Genomic DNA, 15347 nt, shown 5'->3' with positions numbered 1-15347 from the left:
ACCGGATTTTTAACGACGTTTTTGCTTGAGCGCGCATGCGGCCAGCACCGGAGAACACCCTTTGTGAGCTGCAGTGATCGACGCTCAACGAAAATTCAACTGGCAGCGGGTCTGGACCTCACTGCCCCATGCTGCGTTGTAAGGCTGAAATGAGCGCCAGGCCAGCGCGCAATCGCTCGTAGGTATAGTGCATTATGCGCCAAATGGCAGTAATGTATACGCCAAATGACGCTAGAGGGTTTTGTCATGACTACTGTCACCAGCCGGTCGACCAAAGACTACAACCTAGCCAAGCCGACATGGTTTCTCATCCATGTTGATGCTGGCCAGCTTAGTGATTACGACATCTACAAACGCACTACAGAGGGCTTTCACCGTCACGACGTAGATGCATTGATTTCGGCATATCAGCCTCTGGCGCACAAAAAGATCACCAGCCGCATCATTGGCAAATCGATCCGTACGCTGCAACGCCAGAACAGCGCAGGCCGTTCCGAAAGGTTGGATGCTCTTCAAAGCGCTGTCGCGTTCCAGTACGCCAAGGTGCTAGAGGACGCGATCAATGTGTTCGGTGACCAGCAGCTTGCAGAGCAGTGGTTGAGTCGGCCCTGTAAGTATCTCGACGGAGACATTCCTTTAGATGTCATCCATAACCCGATGGGGTTTCAGGCGGTCGAAGATTATCTAGAGCGGATTAAGTACGGGGTCTATCAGTGAATGCTTTGCCTTGGTCGGGAGCGTGGCATGCCTGGCGCCTCGACCGTGCTGAGTTTGCGGACACATGGGACAAAGGAATCGGAGCTCATAAGGTGGGTGGCCGATGGAATCCGCCGGGGCGCCACGTTGTGTACGCGGCTGCGGATCCTGCTACCGCGATCTTGGAAGTCGCGGTCCACACCGGGTTTGACCTGCTGGACATCGTCCCGCATGTGCTGACTTGCTTCACTGTGCTTGATCCAGACCTGATCAAGGTCGTGCAACCCGAGGACGTTCCTAACCCCAATTGGTTAACAGGTGCCCGGCCTTCCCCGAATCAGTGTCAGTTCGGGGACAACCTGTTAGATAAGCATCCGTTTGTCCTCATTCCCTCCACGGTATTTCGACACTCGTGGAATCTGCTCATGAGCTGCGATTTGGCAGAAGGCTCATACCGGTTGGAAAGCCAGGAGCGGTTTGGCCTCGATACGAGATTGCTTAAAAAAGTGAGCGAAGAGTAGAAAGATCAAAAGCGTTGCTAACGCAAACCCATAACTCTGATTTGCGTTTCGCATGCTTTCGGGTGGATTTTCCAGCGTGAAACCAGCCTTACGGATGTGAAGCACCGCTCCTGCTGACGGTAAATTACCGCCTCGCTTGGATAAATCGATTTGGCTACGCTTGGGTGGAGCATGCAGATTAGGATATGCGTTTTCTATAAAGCCTATGGCAGTGCGGCGACTGATCATCCCTGCGGATAATGAGCGACAGGTCTGCCTGAGCGGCCGCTTGTTCAGTTAGGCGGCGGTCAAGGAGGGTCAAGGAGGGCCGTGGTAATGCCACGCTGCTGGTCAAGCGCCTCTGCCATTTTGAACGCTGCGTCCAACTCGCTGAGCCCGTCCTGCATATAGCGGTAGCGCTCAGCTTTTTCTTCCGGGTCGGTCATGGCCAAGGCCAGAACGAGGCTAGGCGGTACCACGCGAAAGAGCGTTTCCATCGACTTGGACAGGATGACCCCTTCGCTAAACTTGCCCGCCTCCTTGCGCGCAGAGCGCATCAAGGCCTTCTGTGCCGGCGTCAGCTCGCGGAAGCGGGCGATCTTCTCGACCTCATCGGGCGGCATCGACAGGCAGATCCACCACTCGATCATGTTGAGCATGGGTTCGGCCGCTGCTGGCAAGTCGTCCAGATTCTGAGTGGCCAGCCAGAACCAGGCGCCGAGCTTTCGCCACATCTTGGTAATCTTGACCACATAGGGTGCCAGCAGTGGGTTCTTGGTGATGATGTGTCCTTCGTCGGTGACGTTGATCAAGGGACGCCCCAGGAACTGATCGCGCTCAGCCAGGTTGTTTACGGCGGTGATGAGGCTGACGTAGGCCACGGCAAGCTGCGCGCCATAGCCCTCCCGGGCAAAGGTCGCCAGATCCACCAGGGTGATGTCAGCCTCAGGCCACGGCGTGCCAGGGCGATCAAAGAGTTCGCCGTCGCTGCCCTGACAAAACAGGCTCATGGCTTCGGCCATGTCCAAGAGGCGGGCGCGTCGAGGTTCGGGAAGGGCGTAGTCGCGCGCCTGCTCGCGTAACGTGGCGCAGAGATCGCGGGTCAGCACGGGCTGTCCCTGCGCTACACAACGTTCGGCGGTCGCCAATAGGCACTGACGCAGCAGGCTTCGGTCTGAGCGGGTCATGCGTGCGTCCTCGCGTGGATCTCCGCCGGTGATCATCAGGCGCGCAATGATCTCCAGTTCGCCCAGGACATCACGCTGCTCATCCGACGCCTCCGATTGCTCACCCTCTGCATTGTCGAGCGCTTTGGGGGAGGTCGGTGTGACCAGCCGCCAGGCATCGGCGAAGGGGGCCAGGCTGATGCCACTGCCCGGTGTGAGGGTTACGCGGTGAACGGATAACCCCAGGCGGGCGGCGAAGTCGGCAAACAGCCCAAAGGAGTTACCGGCCTCGACGATGAATAATCGAGGTCGGTACAGCGCGGTCACCTGCTGCAGCAGGTAGTTCAAGGTCGCGCTCTTGCCCGACCCGGTTGGGCCGAACAGAAACAGGTGGGCGTTCATCTGGCGATCAAGGCGGCTCAGCGGATCGAAGGTCACCAGACCCCCACCTCGATTGAAGAAAGTGATGCCGGGATGACCCGTTCCAGTACTACGGCCCCAAACCGGTGCCAGGTTCACGGTGTGCTGCACGAACATCAACTGGGTATACCAATGCCGGCGGTCGGCCGCAGGATCAAAGACTGCGGGTAACCAACGAAGGTAGCTGTTAAGCGGCGCCACCTCCGCGTCTTCGCGTACCACCTGCAGGCCTGCCGTCAGCAGCACGTTGTTAAGTGTGTGGCAGCGTTGGCGCAGACTCTCCATCGCCGGTGCGCGCACATAGAACGCCAACGCTCCTCGATACAGCTTGTGCTGTCCGCCAATCAGGGCGCGGGCCTGCTCGACGTCCTGGCGGGTGTGCAGGGAGGCCAAAGTGTCGCCCACGGCCTTGCGTGCCAGCGTATTGAGCTGCGCTTCTAATCCATCCTGTGGCGTTGCGACCACCGTCAGGCACATCACTGTGCCCTCTGGCAGCTGATCCATTACCGCATTGAGGGCCTCACCATGCCGCATCTCACCGCTCAGGTGGCCTGCTTCCGGAGGCTGACGCAGTCGATCAACCACCAGAACGCGATGAGGTTGATCGTCGAAGTACCACACCCCGGTGGTTCGGTCTGAGCGAGGTGGCGTGAAGAAAAGGCGTTGCGCAAAATCGGTCCCGCTGGCCAATTCCAGGGCGTCGGGTGGTGTCGTGTCCGGATAGCGGGTCAGGGCGTAGAAGCGTGCCTTATCGGCGTCGGTATGGCCCAGGTGAGTGGGATCGGGATTGAACCAGCGCAGCAGCCAGTCATGGATGGCGGCAGCGTCCAGGCGTGTGCTGGACACACCCGCGCTGGCAAGCGCCGCAGTAAGGCGGTCGCAGGTTGCATTCAGATCCTGCTCAGGCGCTGACACAGAGCTGCGGCGCGCGGTGGCGGGAAGGCGCCGGTAGACGACCATCCGGGTACGTCGGTGCTGCCCACGCCAGGGCAACTGGGTCACGGTGGTGTCGTCGAACAGTCCGCCAGGCGTGCTGACCGCCTGCAGGTAGCGGGTGGTCAGGCGCAGGTAGTAGTCCGTGAAGACGCTGTGACGCGCGAGAGGGCGGACGTAGTCGGACAGTGTGTTGAGGTAGGCCTCGAAGGTGGGCTCGTCCTGTGCATAGAACTGTACGACCCAGGGGCTCTCGTCGTGCTCATCAAGTGTTTCCTGCAGGGCGGTTTCTACGGCGTCGCGCGCTTGCGCGAACCAGTCAGGCTCGCGTCCTTCTGTCGCCAGTGGTTGCAACTCGAAGAAGGCCGCCACCGAGCGTCCATCGTCCAAGAGCATGCACTGCGCGTCAGGCAGGTATTCCACCCACGGCAAAAGATCGACGAACGAGGGCGCCTGGGCGTACAGCCTGTCCTGATCCGCTTGGGTGGCAGGCCGGCGTTTGGACGGGTCCAGGCAGGCGCCCGGGGCGGCCAGCCCGTGCTTGGCTAGCCGCATGACATGGGCCTGCCAGGCATCCGATGACTGAGGATCCGGTGTCGTCTGGCGCAGGCGCGGCCAGCGGAGCCAAGCGCTGCGCATCAGTAGTCCTCCACTCGCTCACCGGGCAGGGCGTAGGGTACGTGTCGATAGAGCGGAAATACTGTGCTGTAGCCTGGTACCGGAACCGACTCCTCGCCGGCCAAATGCGGGAAGACATACATCACCAGGTCAGGGTTGGGCAGGCGGGGAAATTGCTGGTTGAGGGCCTGAGCGCGCTGACGGACGTCCCCACGCATGCTGCTGGAGGGGTGCTCATCTCCGACGGACAACGGACGACGCACCTGCTGCCGGGCCTCGTTCAGGCGAACCTCGGCGCCCTGGACACTGCTCGTGTGGGTACGCCAGAGGTCGAGCATGGTGTGATCACCGGGCGGCAGTAGCGTGTCCTTGCTGGCGCAGCCTGCCAGCGCTAGGGCCAGCAGCGGAGTGGCAAGCGCGAAAGTCACGTCAGTCCAAGGGCGCTGCATGGAAGCCTCCTGTCAGGTGATGAACGCGTCGCCCCTGGGGGGCGTAATCCAGCGTGACGGGCCGCTCCAGGTGAACCGCAACCTGGGCGCCGGGTTTCACGTACACCGCCGCGAAGGCTTGGCCATAGAACCGATTGACCCACTGCGACAGGTCCTGCATACCGCTGGCCAGGATTTGGTTGAGCGCCCCCTGTCCGGACGTGCTGGTGGTGCCGAACGTGCCGGCGCCGCTGAAGACGGCATGCGTGCCCTTGTCGGCTGACAGGAGCGATGCCGCGCCAGCACCTGCGGCGGTGATCAAGGCTTGCGAGCCCAGGTACTGGGCCGCATTGCTACGCGGCTCCCCCGCTACGCAGGGAATGCCCTGGTCATCGCTGATCCAGCCCAAGGCGTTGTCCGCTGACTCACCGCGTCGGGCCTGGCCGCTGGGCGGGTCATCGTCAGGTAGGGTGCGGATCGTGCCGTCGGTAAAGACAAAGGTCAGGCTGCGGATCTGTCCGCGGACGCAGGACAGAGTCCAGTCACCGGAGGCCGTTCCGCTAACCACGGCGCCGGCCACGTCGGGTAATTCGATGCCGTTGGCGGTCAGGTTGTCCGGGCCGATCAGCACCTTGAAGGGGTAGGGGTCATTCACCGTGCCGTCGACGGGGACGCGGCCGATCAGGGCCGTCATGGCGACCGAGCCCACCAGGGTGGCATTGGCCGGCAAGGTATAGACCGGTTTGGCCGGAGCATCAGGTGTGTGGCTCATTCGGTCGTCAGGGGCTGGGCCAGGTGGCGACTCAGGGGCTAATCCCAGTTGCAGTGGCCGCGCCTGGCTCTTGCTGGACGCAGCGTCAGGCGGCACATCGCTCGGCTCAATCCAGCGCAGTGGCACCTCAGTCGCCGCTTCTTGGGTGGGTTCCAGGCCGAGCCCTACCGGCAGCTCCGTGGCATCGTCCTGTGCGGGGGAATGCAGGCGCTGCTTGACGTCGTTGAGCAATCGTTCGGTCTGCTGCCGTTCACGCGCCAGCTGCTCCTGAGCCTGCTGCCGCTGCGCCCGCTCAGCCTGCAGGGCGTGTTCGATTCGCTGATCGACCAGCGCGGTTGCATCCTCAGGACGGCCGGACGCCTGACGCGAGTGCTGCACATCGCGCGTCGCAGTCTCCAGTTCCTGACGCAGCTGCTTGACCTGCGCCACCAGGGTCGCGACGGTATCCCGAGGGGAGTCACCTTCAATCCCCAGGGCGGCGCGTTCCTCGCGGGTCAGCGCATGAGCGGTTTCGGGGTCAACATCAGACGTACTGGATGACCCGGTGCATCGCGTAAGGCCGATAGCAGTCATCATTCCGGCCAGGGGAATGGCTGCCCATTTGAGTAGGCTACTGATCTTCATCGACATTACCGTGGCGCAGCGCGGGCAAGACAGGAGGGCGAGGTGTGACGTCTGGGAAGGGCGTGATCCTGGGGAGCAAGGCGCCCCGCAGTCCCTGGTGGCGAGTGACGAGATAAACCACTGTGGTATCGGTAGCCTGACCGGACGGGCCAAGGTCGGGGTGCTGGAAGGTGGCGGCCACAAAGTCGCCCTGTAGTGCCTCGGGTACCAACGCGATAGGACGTGCGCTTTGATTGCTCAGGCGAACTGCGGTGACTCGCAGGTGCTGCAGTTGCCAGACGGCAAGGGCGTGTGCCCTAACCAGTAGCCCCGGCAACAGGCTGTCCAGCGGCAGCGCTTTCTCCACCGCGACGGAGCGAATGCCCTCGACCGGCTCAAGGGTGCGTAAGGGTGCATAGAGACGCTGCGCGGCATAGCGGGTCAGGGTCATCGCCAGGGCCGCGTCCGGAACGCTCTGAGCAGTACCGGCTTCAGGTGTATTCGGCGCGGGCGGTAACTCTTCGTCTGGCGCATCCAGGACGATGCGAATCGGCTCCGCCGCTGGTTGCCCCGATTTTGCCGGCTCCGCGGCGACGTCGAGCAGGATGATCATGCCCGTTTGCACATCCTGTACCTGCAGCCGCGTGGGCGGAACCACGGTGCTGGCGCGCAGGTAAAGCGCGCCGCCGGTGCTTTGGATACGCAAGCGATCACTCAGGGCTGTAGGGACGCCAACGCGCACCTTGCGGTCAAGGAACACGACACGTTCCTGGCCTACCGTGAGCGGCACTGCGAGAGGCAGGCGTTTCCAGTGCAGGATCTGTGTGGCATGACCGGGTGCTGCCACACCGAGCCCAAGGAACAGCGCGGCGAGCAGGGATAGGGGCTGACGAGTCATGTGGCGGCTCCTGGGGCTTGAGCAGGCATCAGGTCCGGATGGGTGTCGATGCGTTGTGGCGGCTGGGCATAGCAGTCCAGCGCAAGGCCGAACGGGTTGTGCTCTGGATCTTGATCCAGCCGTACGACCTTGAGCTGATAGCGCACCAGCGCCCGCTTGATCTGCTCGCTGCTGTAGTACTCGTCCGCCGTCAGATCCAGCGTGACGATCCAGTCGCGAGCCGAGATCACCTTGACCCGGCGCGCGGGATCCTCGCCGTAGCCGCGCCCTGGGATCTCGTAGACGCCCCGGACGCGTAACCGCAGCTCGCCGTTGGCGCGGCGACGCTGATAGTCCTGCTCGAGGAAGGCCTGGCAGGCGGGCGTGAGGTAGGCCGAGAGGGTTTTGAGGTTGCGCGGGTAATCCGCCTCGCCATCGCTGGGCCAGCGTTGTAGCTGCTGCCAGATGTAGAAGGCGAAGGCATAGACGTTTTCGGGCGGTACGTCCCACCAACTTCGCGTGCTGCCTGAACGCAGGTCAGGCGGGATGTGGATGGTCAAATCTCGCGGTGCGCTCCACCAGCCAAGGCCCAGTAGCAATGCCAGTAGGGCCAGGGCACCGGCGGCCAGGCGAAGGGTGCGTATGTGCGCCTGCAGATGCACGATTTCGTGGCGAAAGCGGCTCATGACCAGCGCTCCCCTTCACGCAGGACCGCCCGGGAACGTCGTGTGCTCCAGGTGCCTGAGCGCAGAATCAACGCCTGTCCGCCGACCCAGGCGGCCAGGAGGGGTAGGCGGGTTGCTACCTGCCATTGCAGGTGCCGATGCAGCCAGGTGTCAGGTCGTCCGCGCTTGAGGGTCTGCAGCAATCCGCTGCTCAGGTAGAGCCCAACCGCCAGGGTGATGAGGATGCCGGTGGGCAACACCGCCAGCTGCCCAACCACAACCGCAAGCGGCAGACTCAGCCCTAGCCCGATCAACGCAAACAGGGTGGAGGCAAACCAGAGCTCGTCCGCGGTCAGCCCTCGAACAACGGCCGGTTGGCGATTGAGTCGGTGGGGCAGGAACAGAACCTGGCCGTCTTCGGCGCGTACGGTCTCCATGGTGAGGGGTAGCTCCGCGTGTCAGAGCACACCGATGGCGGTGGTCAGCAGCCAGATCCCCACGACCAACAGCATGGCGCCTACGGCTACGGTGAGACCAAATTGCCCCCAGGTGGCGCGGCCGGTATGGATCTCGGAGTAGCGGGTATAGGCGTGGTAGCACACGCCGATAAACATGGACGCCACAACCAGCAGAGCGACCAGCATGACGATGTCGTAGCCATAGTTCTGCAGGGTTTGCAGGATGCCGGTGCCCTGCCCCCGGGTGGGCGCTTCCATCTTGGGCAGGCCAGCGGCGTGGGCTCCTTCAATCAACCCGATACCGCTGACGGCCGTCAGGGGTTGAGCAAGATGGCGAGGGCAGGTACGCAACAACGACGTAGACACGTTCAGGTCCTCCATGGGTCAGGAGAGCAGTAGAAAAATCAGGGCCAGGTACAGGAAGAAAAAACGCACCGCGACGCCCAGCAGCTGGCGTTGGGTCATGCGGTGTTCGGCCCAGCTCACGAAGGCCGTGCGCAGGGCCCACACGCCCCAGAGCTGAAAGACGGCAAAGACCAGGCTCAGCACCACCGTGGAGACGGCGGCAGGGGTGAAGCCACCGCTGGCCTGAAAGGCTGCGCTCTGTGCGGCGGAGAGGGTCATGGCGAGGACGCCTCATGTGAATCGACCTCGCGGGCGTAGTCACCTGCCAGCGGCTGCAGATCCCTGGGCTGGGCACGGGACGGTGTCAGGTAGTGTTGGATGCCCTGGCGGATGCGCTGCAGGTCTTGCTGCAGGCGGGCATAGTCGAAGTGGTAGCGGGTGCCTGCAGGGGCTGCGTGCGCAGCGGTCTGAACGGCCAGGTGTTCAGTGATCGTCAATTGCCGGATGACGGCAGCTAGCTGCTCACGTTCAGCGTCACTGTCGCCCGCCTGTGCTTGGGGGGCACTTAGGGCAACCGAGAGCGATGTGAGGAGGAGTGGCCAGTGAAGTAGGGCAGAGCCTTTGCGCGTTGCCATCTTGCTCGCGTCCTGAGCGATTCGATGGCGCGAAGGTGCCGTTTACGGGAGCGTCACGCTGCAGAAAATCCGATTCAGCGCGTACCCGGTTTTCTGTGGACGGCGGCCTCACCGAGAAAGCGGAGCGCATGCCAGCCGGTTTGTTAGTTGCAACCGATAACCACGGACGTTAGATTTTGACTGTCGTGGTCAATCCCACGACCGGGAGTCGAAACCCGAGTTGTCTGAGGGCGCGGAAAGGCGCCATAGCGTAGTGGTCTTTGCGATGCATCGAACACTGCGATTCTATGGCGGACCGTGCGGGGCAGGCTTTTGCCTGGCCGGTTCCCTCGGACGCCGGTATTTCGACCCCCGTACGGTTCGCCACCCTTGCCGAGTCGAAACGGTATGAGTGGCTCTTCAACCTGTCCGAGGAGCATGCCGAATGCACCGACTGCCTTTTAAGCCCGGGCTCCACCTGGCACATCCGACTACGTGTCTTACCTCTCGCATGGAGGTGTGCCATGACTAGTCGCACTAGCACCATAGTCCCTTTTCCAACGCCTTCGCTCCGAGCGCGCCAGCCCGACTTCCAGCCAGATACACCGGAAGCCGAAGCTGAGTTGCATATTTCAGTGCTGAACGATCTGCTAGATCAGTTGGCGTCTGAGTCGGTAGAGAACGGAGAACTTCGTCAGCAACTGCTTGCGTCGATGATGCGAGAGTTGCTTAACGATGTTGTCGTGCTCTACCGCCGAGCTCTGACAGAAGCAAGACACTAGCAACAGCCTCAGGTGAAGACGTTGCACCTGTTGGGCGTTTAGGACTGACAGGTGCGCTCGTCTTACCCACCAGAGACGATCAATTCAGCGTTGCGTTTGTGCTCATTTCGCCGGGTCTGCTCCAGCCGTTGAGCAACCAGGTAAGCCTGGAGGGTAGAGCCATCTTCTCAGGTACTTTGCACACAGCCGGCGAAGTGGCTTGTCGGTTGCAACTAGGTGCATCGAGCGTTAGATTTTGGCTGTCGTGGTCAATCCCACGACCGGGCGTCAGAACCCGTTAAACCAGGGCGCGGCAGCGTCATAGCCAGGCGAATATGGGTCGTTTGATCCGTTCCGCTTTTCTATGGCAGGCCGTGCGGGGCAGGCTATTGCCTGGCCGGTTCCCTTGGTTTCCGGTTTCTGACCCCCGTACGGTCTGCCACCACTTCTGCGTCAGAACGGATGGTGGCAGCTCCTTAATCAAACCAGGGAGCATAAGTAGAATGCCTCGTCCTCCTTTTAAGCTCGGGCGCCGCCTGGCACATCCAACTACGTGTTTTACCTCTCGCACGGAGGTGTGCCATGACTAGTCGCACCAGCACCATTGTTCCTTTTCCAACGCCTCTGCTTCGGGCGCGCCAGCCAGACTTCGAGTCAGATACGCCGGAAGCCGAAGCGGAGTTGCACGTGTCAGTGCTGAACGATCTGCTAGATCAGTTGGCGTCTGAGTCGGTAGAAAACGGAGAGCTTCGCCAGCAGTTGCTCGCATCGATGATGCGCGACCTGCTTGACGACGTTGTCGTGCTCTATCGCCGAGCCCTGACAGAAGCTCGACATTAACAACGCTCTTAAGCGATGACGCTGCACCTGTCAGATAAGGTAGCGCTGGCAGGTGCGCTACTGTCTTTGCTAAGAAGACAGGTTAATACCCGCTAGCGCTTTAGTAGAAAGCCGGCGGCCTGAAGTTGTTTCACTCAGCGAAAGATCAACGACTGGTGAGCTGCGCCACCTGTGCGAGCACCGTCGCCGACCGCGATCGCCACGTTACCGGCAGCCACTGCCGCATCTCCACAAGCGAACACGCCTGCCACGCTGGTTTCCCGCATCTGATCTACTGTGAGGAAGTCGCCCAAGGGACCGCTTTCAACGGCAAGGCCCAGCTGCTTGATCAGGGGGTTGTTCAGATGCGTGCGTGGTTGGACGAACAGTCCTGCAAGCGTAATCACATGACCACTGGCCAGTGTCACTTCCAACCGCTCCCCACCAATAGAAACAACCTGATCTTGCTCGAGCGAAACGCCACGCTGTGCAAGCTTCTCGCTTTGCTCTGCATCGGGCTGGAAGGCGCCGTTGAGGAACAAGGTTGTTGGTCCCCAATCAGGCAGCATCAGGGCCTGATGGATAGCGAGTGGTGAGCTGGCCAAGACACCGATGTTTCCTTTGTCCAGCTCATACCCATGGCAGTAAGGGCAGTGGAAGACCTGTCGCCCCCAGCGCTCAGCCAAGCCAGGAATATCTGGCAGCTCATCGGTGACGCCGGAAGCCAGAATCAGCCGACGGGCATTGAAGGTGAGGCCATCGCTTGTAGCGATAGAGATCACATCGGCCTGTTTCTCTGCTGCAACCGCAGACGCGTCATGCCAGGTGACGGATGGGTAGGCGAGTAGTTGCCGACGCGCTTGGTCAGCAATTGCATCTGGGCTGATGCCGTCTTGCCCCAGGACCCCATGAGACATGGCAGCAAATCGATTACGGCGTTGCGCAGCATCAATCACTAATACAGAACGGCGCGCCCTAGCCAGTTGCATGGCAGCGGACACACCGGCGTAGCTACCCCCTACAACGATCACATCGTAGATCATGGAATTTCCCTCTTGAATTTCAGGAAACAACATAAGTTACATGATGAGCGAAAGTCTAGGTCTTGTAACTTTTCCTGTGTCGGGAGATGCTGGTTGGCTTGAATGAGGCTTTTGAGCTATGAGAAATGACACGCGCCTATCGCGGATGCTGCATACGCTGATTCACATGGCTCGCCATGAACAGCCTGCGACGTCTGACACCTTGGCTCAGATGCTGAGTACCAATCCGGTAGTAGTGCGCAGGACGATGGCCCTGCTCAAGGAGCAGGGGTACGTTCGTTCTGAAAAGGGTCATCGGGGAGGGTGGATGCTGGCAAAGCCCCTTGCAGAGATCACACTGCTAGATATCCATCAGGCGCTCGGGTCGTCGTCGATTTTCGCCATAGGTTTGGCGACCGATCATCCTGAATGTCTGGTTGAGCGAGCCGTAAACAATGCGCTGACCGAGGCATTCGATGCCGCGCAGGCTTTGCTGCTGACGCGCCTGCGAAGTATCACGCTGCAGCAGCTAGCGGATGATTTCGAACAGCGCGCTGAGCTGCTCGAAACGACCAGAGCGTAACGTCTTCACGCGATTCAGGCTGATCCCTAAGCCCTGTCTGGAAGCAGCTTCCATCCCTAAGGTGATGAAGTAAAAGGACCGCTCATTGGGTGGTTTATCGTGCTTGGCTCGAAGAGCGAACAGCTGGAAAACTGCTAAGGGTTATATCTGGGCTCGCACGATCAATAAACAGTGCAGGGTTCCACGTGAAACGTGTCGTAGCCTGGCTGGCGATCACTGCCCTAGATGTCTTGCTAGATGGAATAGCCGAAGCTGTTCGTCAGAGATGCTTCTTGAAGGTCCCAATGGCGATTGCGGCCATCAGGCCTGACAGGATCGCACTCACAATCGCAAAGCTGGCAATAGACAGGCTGATGGGCAGTACCAGGTACATGAACCCTGGCAGCAGTGTCAGTGGAACGAAGAGGGCCTTCGCGCGGTGATGGAGATAGCCCGATTCACGTAGTACGTTCAAGCGGCGCACGTGCCGTTGGACCAAGCCGTCTACGATACCAACGAGCACGCTCAGTATCAGCAAAGGCAGCGCCTGAAGCAGCAGTAGGCTTCGTATGCCAACGCTCAGCGCGCTGTGCCGAGCTGCAGATAAAGCCTCTTTTAGCCCCGAACGTTCTTTTGCCCAAGGCAAACGCGGCGTCTTGTGGCCAAGGATGCTGGATACAGTTGAAAGCCTGCCTTGTAGCTCAATCCACAGGTTGGATAGCGCCATGAGCTGCACTGAGCGTTTGGTATTTAGCCACGTACGGGAAATCGACTGCCATCGATCCGGCCAAGGCGTGCGGGTGAGATCGCGTCGATCCTGATCGTAAAGGATCTGCGCGTGCAGATCGCGGTTATCCGGCCAAACGAACAGCATGCCAACGCCTTCCAGTAAAAGCCGAAGGAGCAGCGCGGCGCACAGCAGGCCCAGGACCGTAAAGGGCAGTAACAGAAGCTGCGTAAACCCTCCGTAACGACGCGGCCGGGTGTCTACGGCATTATTCATGAGCAGATGCCTCCGTAGCCGAAGTCACCGGTGGCTCTGGGCGGCCGGGAGTGGTAAGTCTGGTTCGCCAGATGGCTCAGCCGTCTTGGGTCCGAACGGGCGCCGACGCATGGCAGCGGTCAACGCGCGAAGATCAGCCGGTAACTCATCATCGGCGTCTGGTAGCGGTAAGGGCATGCGCACCTTCCACAGCGCACCGCCTTCAAGCAGCGCAAAGCACTGCCCCTTGGGCAATGCGACGAGGTGGGCAGGCTCGATGAGAGACCGGCGGCTGCCCACGAGCTGATCTTGGGTGCTGGAGGTGAAGGCACTGGTGGCCTGTGGATCAGAGGTATCGGTGACGCTACTGGATTGCGCGGGTGTATAGACGTCGACCTGGGGGAGTTGGCGGGTCAGCAGCTCGGCCGTGGCTGTTTCGCGTACACGCAGCATGAACAGGTTGTTGAAGTTGCCAATCACCTGACCCGCCTTGGCGCGATTACCTAGCCGCGCCTCGATATCCGACAGGGTCTGGGTATAGGCCGTCACCTGAACGCCAGCGCCGCCGCCCTTGTTGACCAGGGGAATAAACTCATCACCCATCAGTTCGTTGAACTCATCGGCGTGCAGATTGATGGTTGGCTTGGTGCCTGGCTTGCCGCCGGGTAATCCGCTGTCGACGCCGAACTTGTAGAGGTGTCCCGCCACCGAAACCAGATCCGCAAACATGGAATTGCCTACGGCTGCGGCGACCTCGGCATCGGATAGGGCATCCAAGCCCACATAAACAATGGCGCGTTGGCGAACGACTTGCATCCAGTCGAAGATTGGCCGCGGATCCTGCAGGTCCTCGTAGTCCGGCGAGAGCAACTGGACGATCTTGCCGGTGGTGAGCTTCTCCAGCAGGGGCAGGAGCGAAGCCACAATCTTGTCGAAAAAGCTGCGCTCGTAGCGCACGGCGCTGCGCAGGCCATCGAGCACCGGATCGAAGTGATGCGTACTGGAAAGGTACTGCTCGAGGGCAACGACTCGGATCTCCCGCCCAATCATGTGCCGCGGCAGATTACGGTTGTTCAATCCCGCCTCAAGCTTGAGGATCGCCTCCCACGCCTCGGGCTCACGTGTGGCGAAGTAGTGTTCGGCGTACTGAATAAACAGCGCATCGATGTTGATGACATAGCGCTGGATCAACCGATAGTCAGGGCGCTGACCCAGCTCCACTAGAGCGCGCGCGATGATGTTGACGAAGCGCCAGGCAAACTCGCGAAAGGCGGCGCTATCGCCTTCACCGGAGAGTTGCCTGGCAAGACGAGTAGCCACCTCGGAGATACGACCAAAACGGCCGACGGCGTTGTACCGAGCCGAGCTGTCGGGCCAGCCCAGGTGGAACACCAAAAACTCCTGCTCACGGCCGGCGCGTTTGGCTTCGGCGTACATCCGCTTGAGCAGATCTGCATCGCCTTTGGGATCGAACACGATCACCACTTCATACTCGCCCTGCGCATTGCGACGGCGGATGTCCTGCGCGATGAAGAGCTCGGCCAGCCGCGTCTTGCCGACCCGCGTGGTACCTAGTACCAGCGTATGGCCCACCCGCTCGTTCAAGGGTAGGCAGACGTCTTGCTCGTCAGGCTCGACGCCATGAAGGCGAGGCAGGCCGCCAATGGCGGCTTGAGTCAGGTGAGCGCGCCGCGAAGGCTGTTTGAAAAGGTGTTGGATAAAGCGGTCATACCGGCTTGGCTCGACATAGCGGCGGCACTGCGGCAAATAGGTCTCGAGCAAGCGTTGGGTATGCCGCGCCTCCCAGCGAAATCCACGGCCGATGAACAGCGTTTGCGTGCTGACCGGTATCGCATCGCTGGATAGGGTGTAGGCAGGCAGCCGCCGAAGATTGCGTCGGTAGCGCAGTATGCGATGAGCCTGATACAGCCGTGCGGCGGCGAGGCATAGGAATGCCGTTGTGGCGAATGAGGCCATTGGGGCCGAGAGCCCGAACGTTTCGGGGATGAGTGCAACAAGGCCAGCCGCTAGCATGCAGGTGACAACGCTGTACAACTCCACGGCTGGACGAAGCCAGCGCTCATAGCCGGTCGGATGGGACATGGC

Annotated in this window: 16 protein-coding genes and 1 pseudogene; 4 read left to right on the top strand and 13 right to left on the bottom strand. The window is 60.9% G+C overall.

The annotated features are described in order from the left end of the window. Positions 1-246: 246 nt before the first annotated feature. Together QE444_RS02030 and QE444_RS02025 are read left to right on the top strand one after the other, a co-directional pair. Positions 247-717, top strand: a complete 471-nt coding sequence (locus tag QE444_RS02030; RefSeq protein WP_166655875.1) for an antitoxin Xre/MbcA/ParS toxin-binding domain-containing protein — start codon at positions 247-249, stop codon at positions 715-717. Then, positions 714-1217 (top strand): RES family NAD+ phosphorylase, encoded by a 504-nt coding sequence (locus QE444_RS02025; protein WP_133860116.1) that lies wholly within the window; start codon positions 714-716, stop codon positions 1215-1217. The genes QE444_RS02030 and QE444_RS02025 overlap by 4 nt, the downstream gene beginning before the upstream one ends. Positions 1218-1504: 287 nt before the next feature. Here the strand turns inward: QE444_RS02025 and QE444_RS02020 are convergent, their stop codons facing one another. The 10 genes and pseudogenes from QE444_RS02020 to QE444_RS01980 form a co-directional block, all read right to left on the bottom strand. After that, a complete protein-coding gene (locus QE444_RS02020; protein ID WP_309737263.1) occupies positions 1505-4354 on the bottom strand; it encodes a conjugative transfer ATPase in 2850 nt (949 codons plus the stop codon). Next, positions 4354-4782 (bottom strand): TIGR03751 family conjugal transfer lipoprotein, encoded by a 429-nt coding sequence (locus tag QE444_RS02015; RefSeq protein WP_133860114.1) that lies wholly within the window; start codon positions 4780-4782, stop codon positions 4354-4356. Before QE444_RS02015 ends, QE444_RS02020 begins: the two co-directional genes overlap by 1 nt. After that, the gene (locus tag QE444_RS02010) at positions 4763-6157 is read right to left on the bottom strand and encodes a TIGR03752 family integrating conjugative element protein (protein WP_309737262.1); all 1395 of its coding nucleotides are present in this window, start codon (positions 6155-6157) and stop codon (positions 4763-4765) included. The genes QE444_RS02015 and QE444_RS02010 overlap by 20 nt, the downstream gene beginning before the upstream one ends. Continuing rightward, positions 6144-7034, bottom strand: coding sequence for a TIGR03749 family integrating conjugative element protein (locus QE444_RS02005; protein WP_309737261.1), 891 nt, complete (start codon positions 7032-7034; stop codon positions 6144-6146). The genes QE444_RS02010 and QE444_RS02005 overlap by 14 nt, the downstream gene beginning before the upstream one ends. After that, on the bottom strand, positions 7031-7699 hold the full coding sequence (locus QE444_RS02000; RefSeq protein WP_309737260.1) for a PFL_4703 family integrating conjugative element protein: 669 nt from the start codon (positions 7697-7699) through the stop codon (positions 7031-7033). Before QE444_RS02000 ends, QE444_RS02005 begins: the two co-directional genes overlap by 4 nt. Then, on the bottom strand, positions 7696-8034 hold the full coding sequence (locus QE444_RS01995) for a TIGR03750 family conjugal transfer protein (protein ID WP_405046454.1): 339 nt from the start codon (positions 8032-8034) through the stop codon (positions 7696-7698). Before QE444_RS01995 ends, QE444_RS02000 begins: the two co-directional genes overlap by 4 nt. After that, a pseudogene (locus tag QE444_RS23465) lies at positions 8007-8115 on the bottom strand (DUF3487 family protein); the annotation flags it as partial. The pseudogene QE444_RS23465 and the gene QE444_RS01995, both read right to left, overlap by 28 nt. A 21-nt stretch (positions 8116-8136) precedes the next feature. Beyond that, positions 8137-8508, bottom strand: coding sequence for a TIGR03745 family integrating conjugative element membrane protein (locus tag QE444_RS01990; protein WP_374941196.1), 372 nt, complete (start codon positions 8506-8508; stop codon positions 8137-8139). A 12-nt stretch (positions 8509-8520) separates the two neighbouring features. Next, a complete protein-coding gene (locus tag QE444_RS01985) occupies positions 8521-8760 on the bottom strand; it encodes a TIGR03758 family integrating conjugative element protein (RefSeq protein ID WP_007160000.1) in 240 nt (79 codons plus the stop codon). Further along, positions 8757-9116, bottom strand: a complete 360-nt coding sequence (locus QE444_RS01980; RefSeq protein ID WP_309737258.1) for an RAQPRD family integrative conjugative element protein — start codon at positions 9114-9116, stop codon at positions 8757-8759. The genes QE444_RS01985 and QE444_RS01980 overlap by 4 nt, the downstream gene beginning before the upstream one ends. A gap of 1322 nt (positions 9117-10438) precedes the next feature. On the opposite strand from QE444_RS01980, the gene QE444_RS01975 reads away from it, so the two are divergent. Continuing rightward, entirely contained in the window at positions 10439-10696 is a 258-nt protein-coding gene (locus QE444_RS01975; protein WP_309737257.1) for a hypothetical protein, read from the top strand. Between the two features lie 134 nt (positions 10697-10830). Here QE444_RS01975 and QE444_RS01970 read toward each other — a convergent pair whose 3' ends face one another. Next, positions 10831-11718, bottom strand: coding sequence for an NAD(P)/FAD-dependent oxidoreductase (locus QE444_RS01970; RefSeq protein WP_309737256.1), 888 nt, complete (start codon positions 11716-11718; stop codon positions 10831-10833). A gap of 118 nt (positions 11719-11836) precedes the next feature. On the opposite strand from QE444_RS01970, the gene QE444_RS01965 reads away from it, so the two are divergent. After that, positions 11837-12280, top strand: a complete 444-nt coding sequence (locus tag QE444_RS01965; protein WP_309737255.1) for an Rrf2 family transcriptional regulator — start codon at positions 11837-11839, stop codon at positions 12278-12280. 259 nt (positions 12281-12539) lie between these two features. Here QE444_RS01965 and QE444_RS01960 read toward each other — a convergent pair whose 3' ends face one another. Both QE444_RS01960 and traD read right to left on the bottom strand, forming a co-directional pair. After that, positions 12540-13262 (bottom strand): DUF4400 domain-containing protein, encoded by a 723-nt coding sequence (locus tag QE444_RS01960; protein ID WP_309737254.1) that lies wholly within the window; start codon positions 13260-13262, stop codon positions 12540-12542. 24 nt (positions 13263-13286) lie between these two features. Next, the gene (traD, locus tag QE444_RS01955; RefSeq protein ID WP_309737253.1) at positions 13287-15344 is read right to left on the bottom strand and encodes a type IV conjugative transfer system coupling protein TraD; all 2058 of its coding nucleotides are present in this window, start codon (positions 15342-15344) and stop codon (positions 13287-13289) included. Between the last annotated feature and the right edge of the window lie 3 nt (positions 15345-15347).

The sequence above is a fragment of the Pseudomonas sp. SORGH_AS_0199 genome (assembly GCF_031453735.1).
Taxonomy (GTDB): Bacteria; Pseudomonadota; Gammaproteobacteria; order Pseudomonadales; family Pseudomonadaceae; genus Chryseomonas; species Chryseomonas aestiva.
The sequence above is the reverse complement of the archived record's forward strand: the minus strand, read 5'-3'. Positions and strand labels throughout refer to the sequence as shown.

What these genes read in the sequence shown, in the direction of transcription:
- QE444_RS01975 (WP_309737257.1), top strand. Translation starts at nt 10,439, where the DNA reads ATGACTAGTCGCACCAGCACCATTGTTCCTTTTCCAACGCCTCTGCTT.
- traD (WP_309737253.1), bottom strand. Translation starts at nt 15,344, where the DNA reads ATGTCCCATCCGACCGGCTATGAGCGCTGGCTTCGTCCAGCCGTGGAG.
- QE444_RS02010 (WP_309737262.1), bottom strand. Translation starts at nt 6,157, where the DNA reads ATGAAGATCAGTAGCCTACTCAAATGGGCAGCCATTCCCCTGGCCGGA.
- QE444_RS01980 (WP_309737258.1), bottom strand. Translation starts at nt 9,116, where the DNA reads ATGGCAACGCGCAAAGGCTCTGCCCTACTTCACTGGCCACTCCTCCTC.
- QE444_RS02015 (WP_133860114.1), bottom strand. Translation starts at nt 4,782, where the DNA reads ATGCAGCGCCCTTGGACTGACGTGACTTTCGCGCTTGCCACTCCGCTG.
- QE444_RS02020 (WP_309737263.1), bottom strand. Translation starts at nt 4,354, where the DNA reads ATGCGCAGCGCTTGGCTCCGCTGGCCGCGCCTGCGCCAGACGACACCG.
- QE444_RS02005 (WP_309737261.1), bottom strand. Translation starts at nt 7,034, where the DNA reads ATGACTCGTCAGCCCCTATCCCTGCTCGCCGCGCTGTTCCTTGGGCTC.
- QE444_RS01985 (WP_007160000.1), bottom strand. Translation starts at nt 8,760, where the DNA reads ATGACCCTCTCCGCCGCACAGAGCGCAGCCTTTCAGGCCAGCGGTGGC.
- QE444_RS02000 (WP_309737260.1), bottom strand. Translation starts at nt 7,699, where the DNA reads ATGAGCCGCTTTCGCCACGAAATCGTGCATCTGCAGGCGCACATACGC.
- QE444_RS01970 (WP_309737256.1), bottom strand. Translation starts at nt 11,718, where the DNA reads ATGATCTACGATGTGATCGTTGTAGGGGGTAGCTACGCCGGTGTGTCC.
- QE444_RS01960 (WP_309737254.1), bottom strand. Translation starts at nt 13,262, where the DNA reads ATGAATAATGCCGTAGACACCCGGCCGCGTCGTTACGGAGGGTTTACG.
- QE444_RS01965 (WP_309737255.1), top strand. Translation starts at nt 11,837, where the DNA reads ATGAGAAATGACACGCGCCTATCGCGGATGCTGCATACGCTGATTCAC.
- QE444_RS02030 (WP_166655875.1), top strand. Translation starts at nt 247, where the DNA reads ATGACTACTGTCACCAGCCGGTCGACCAAAGACTACAACCTAGCCAAG.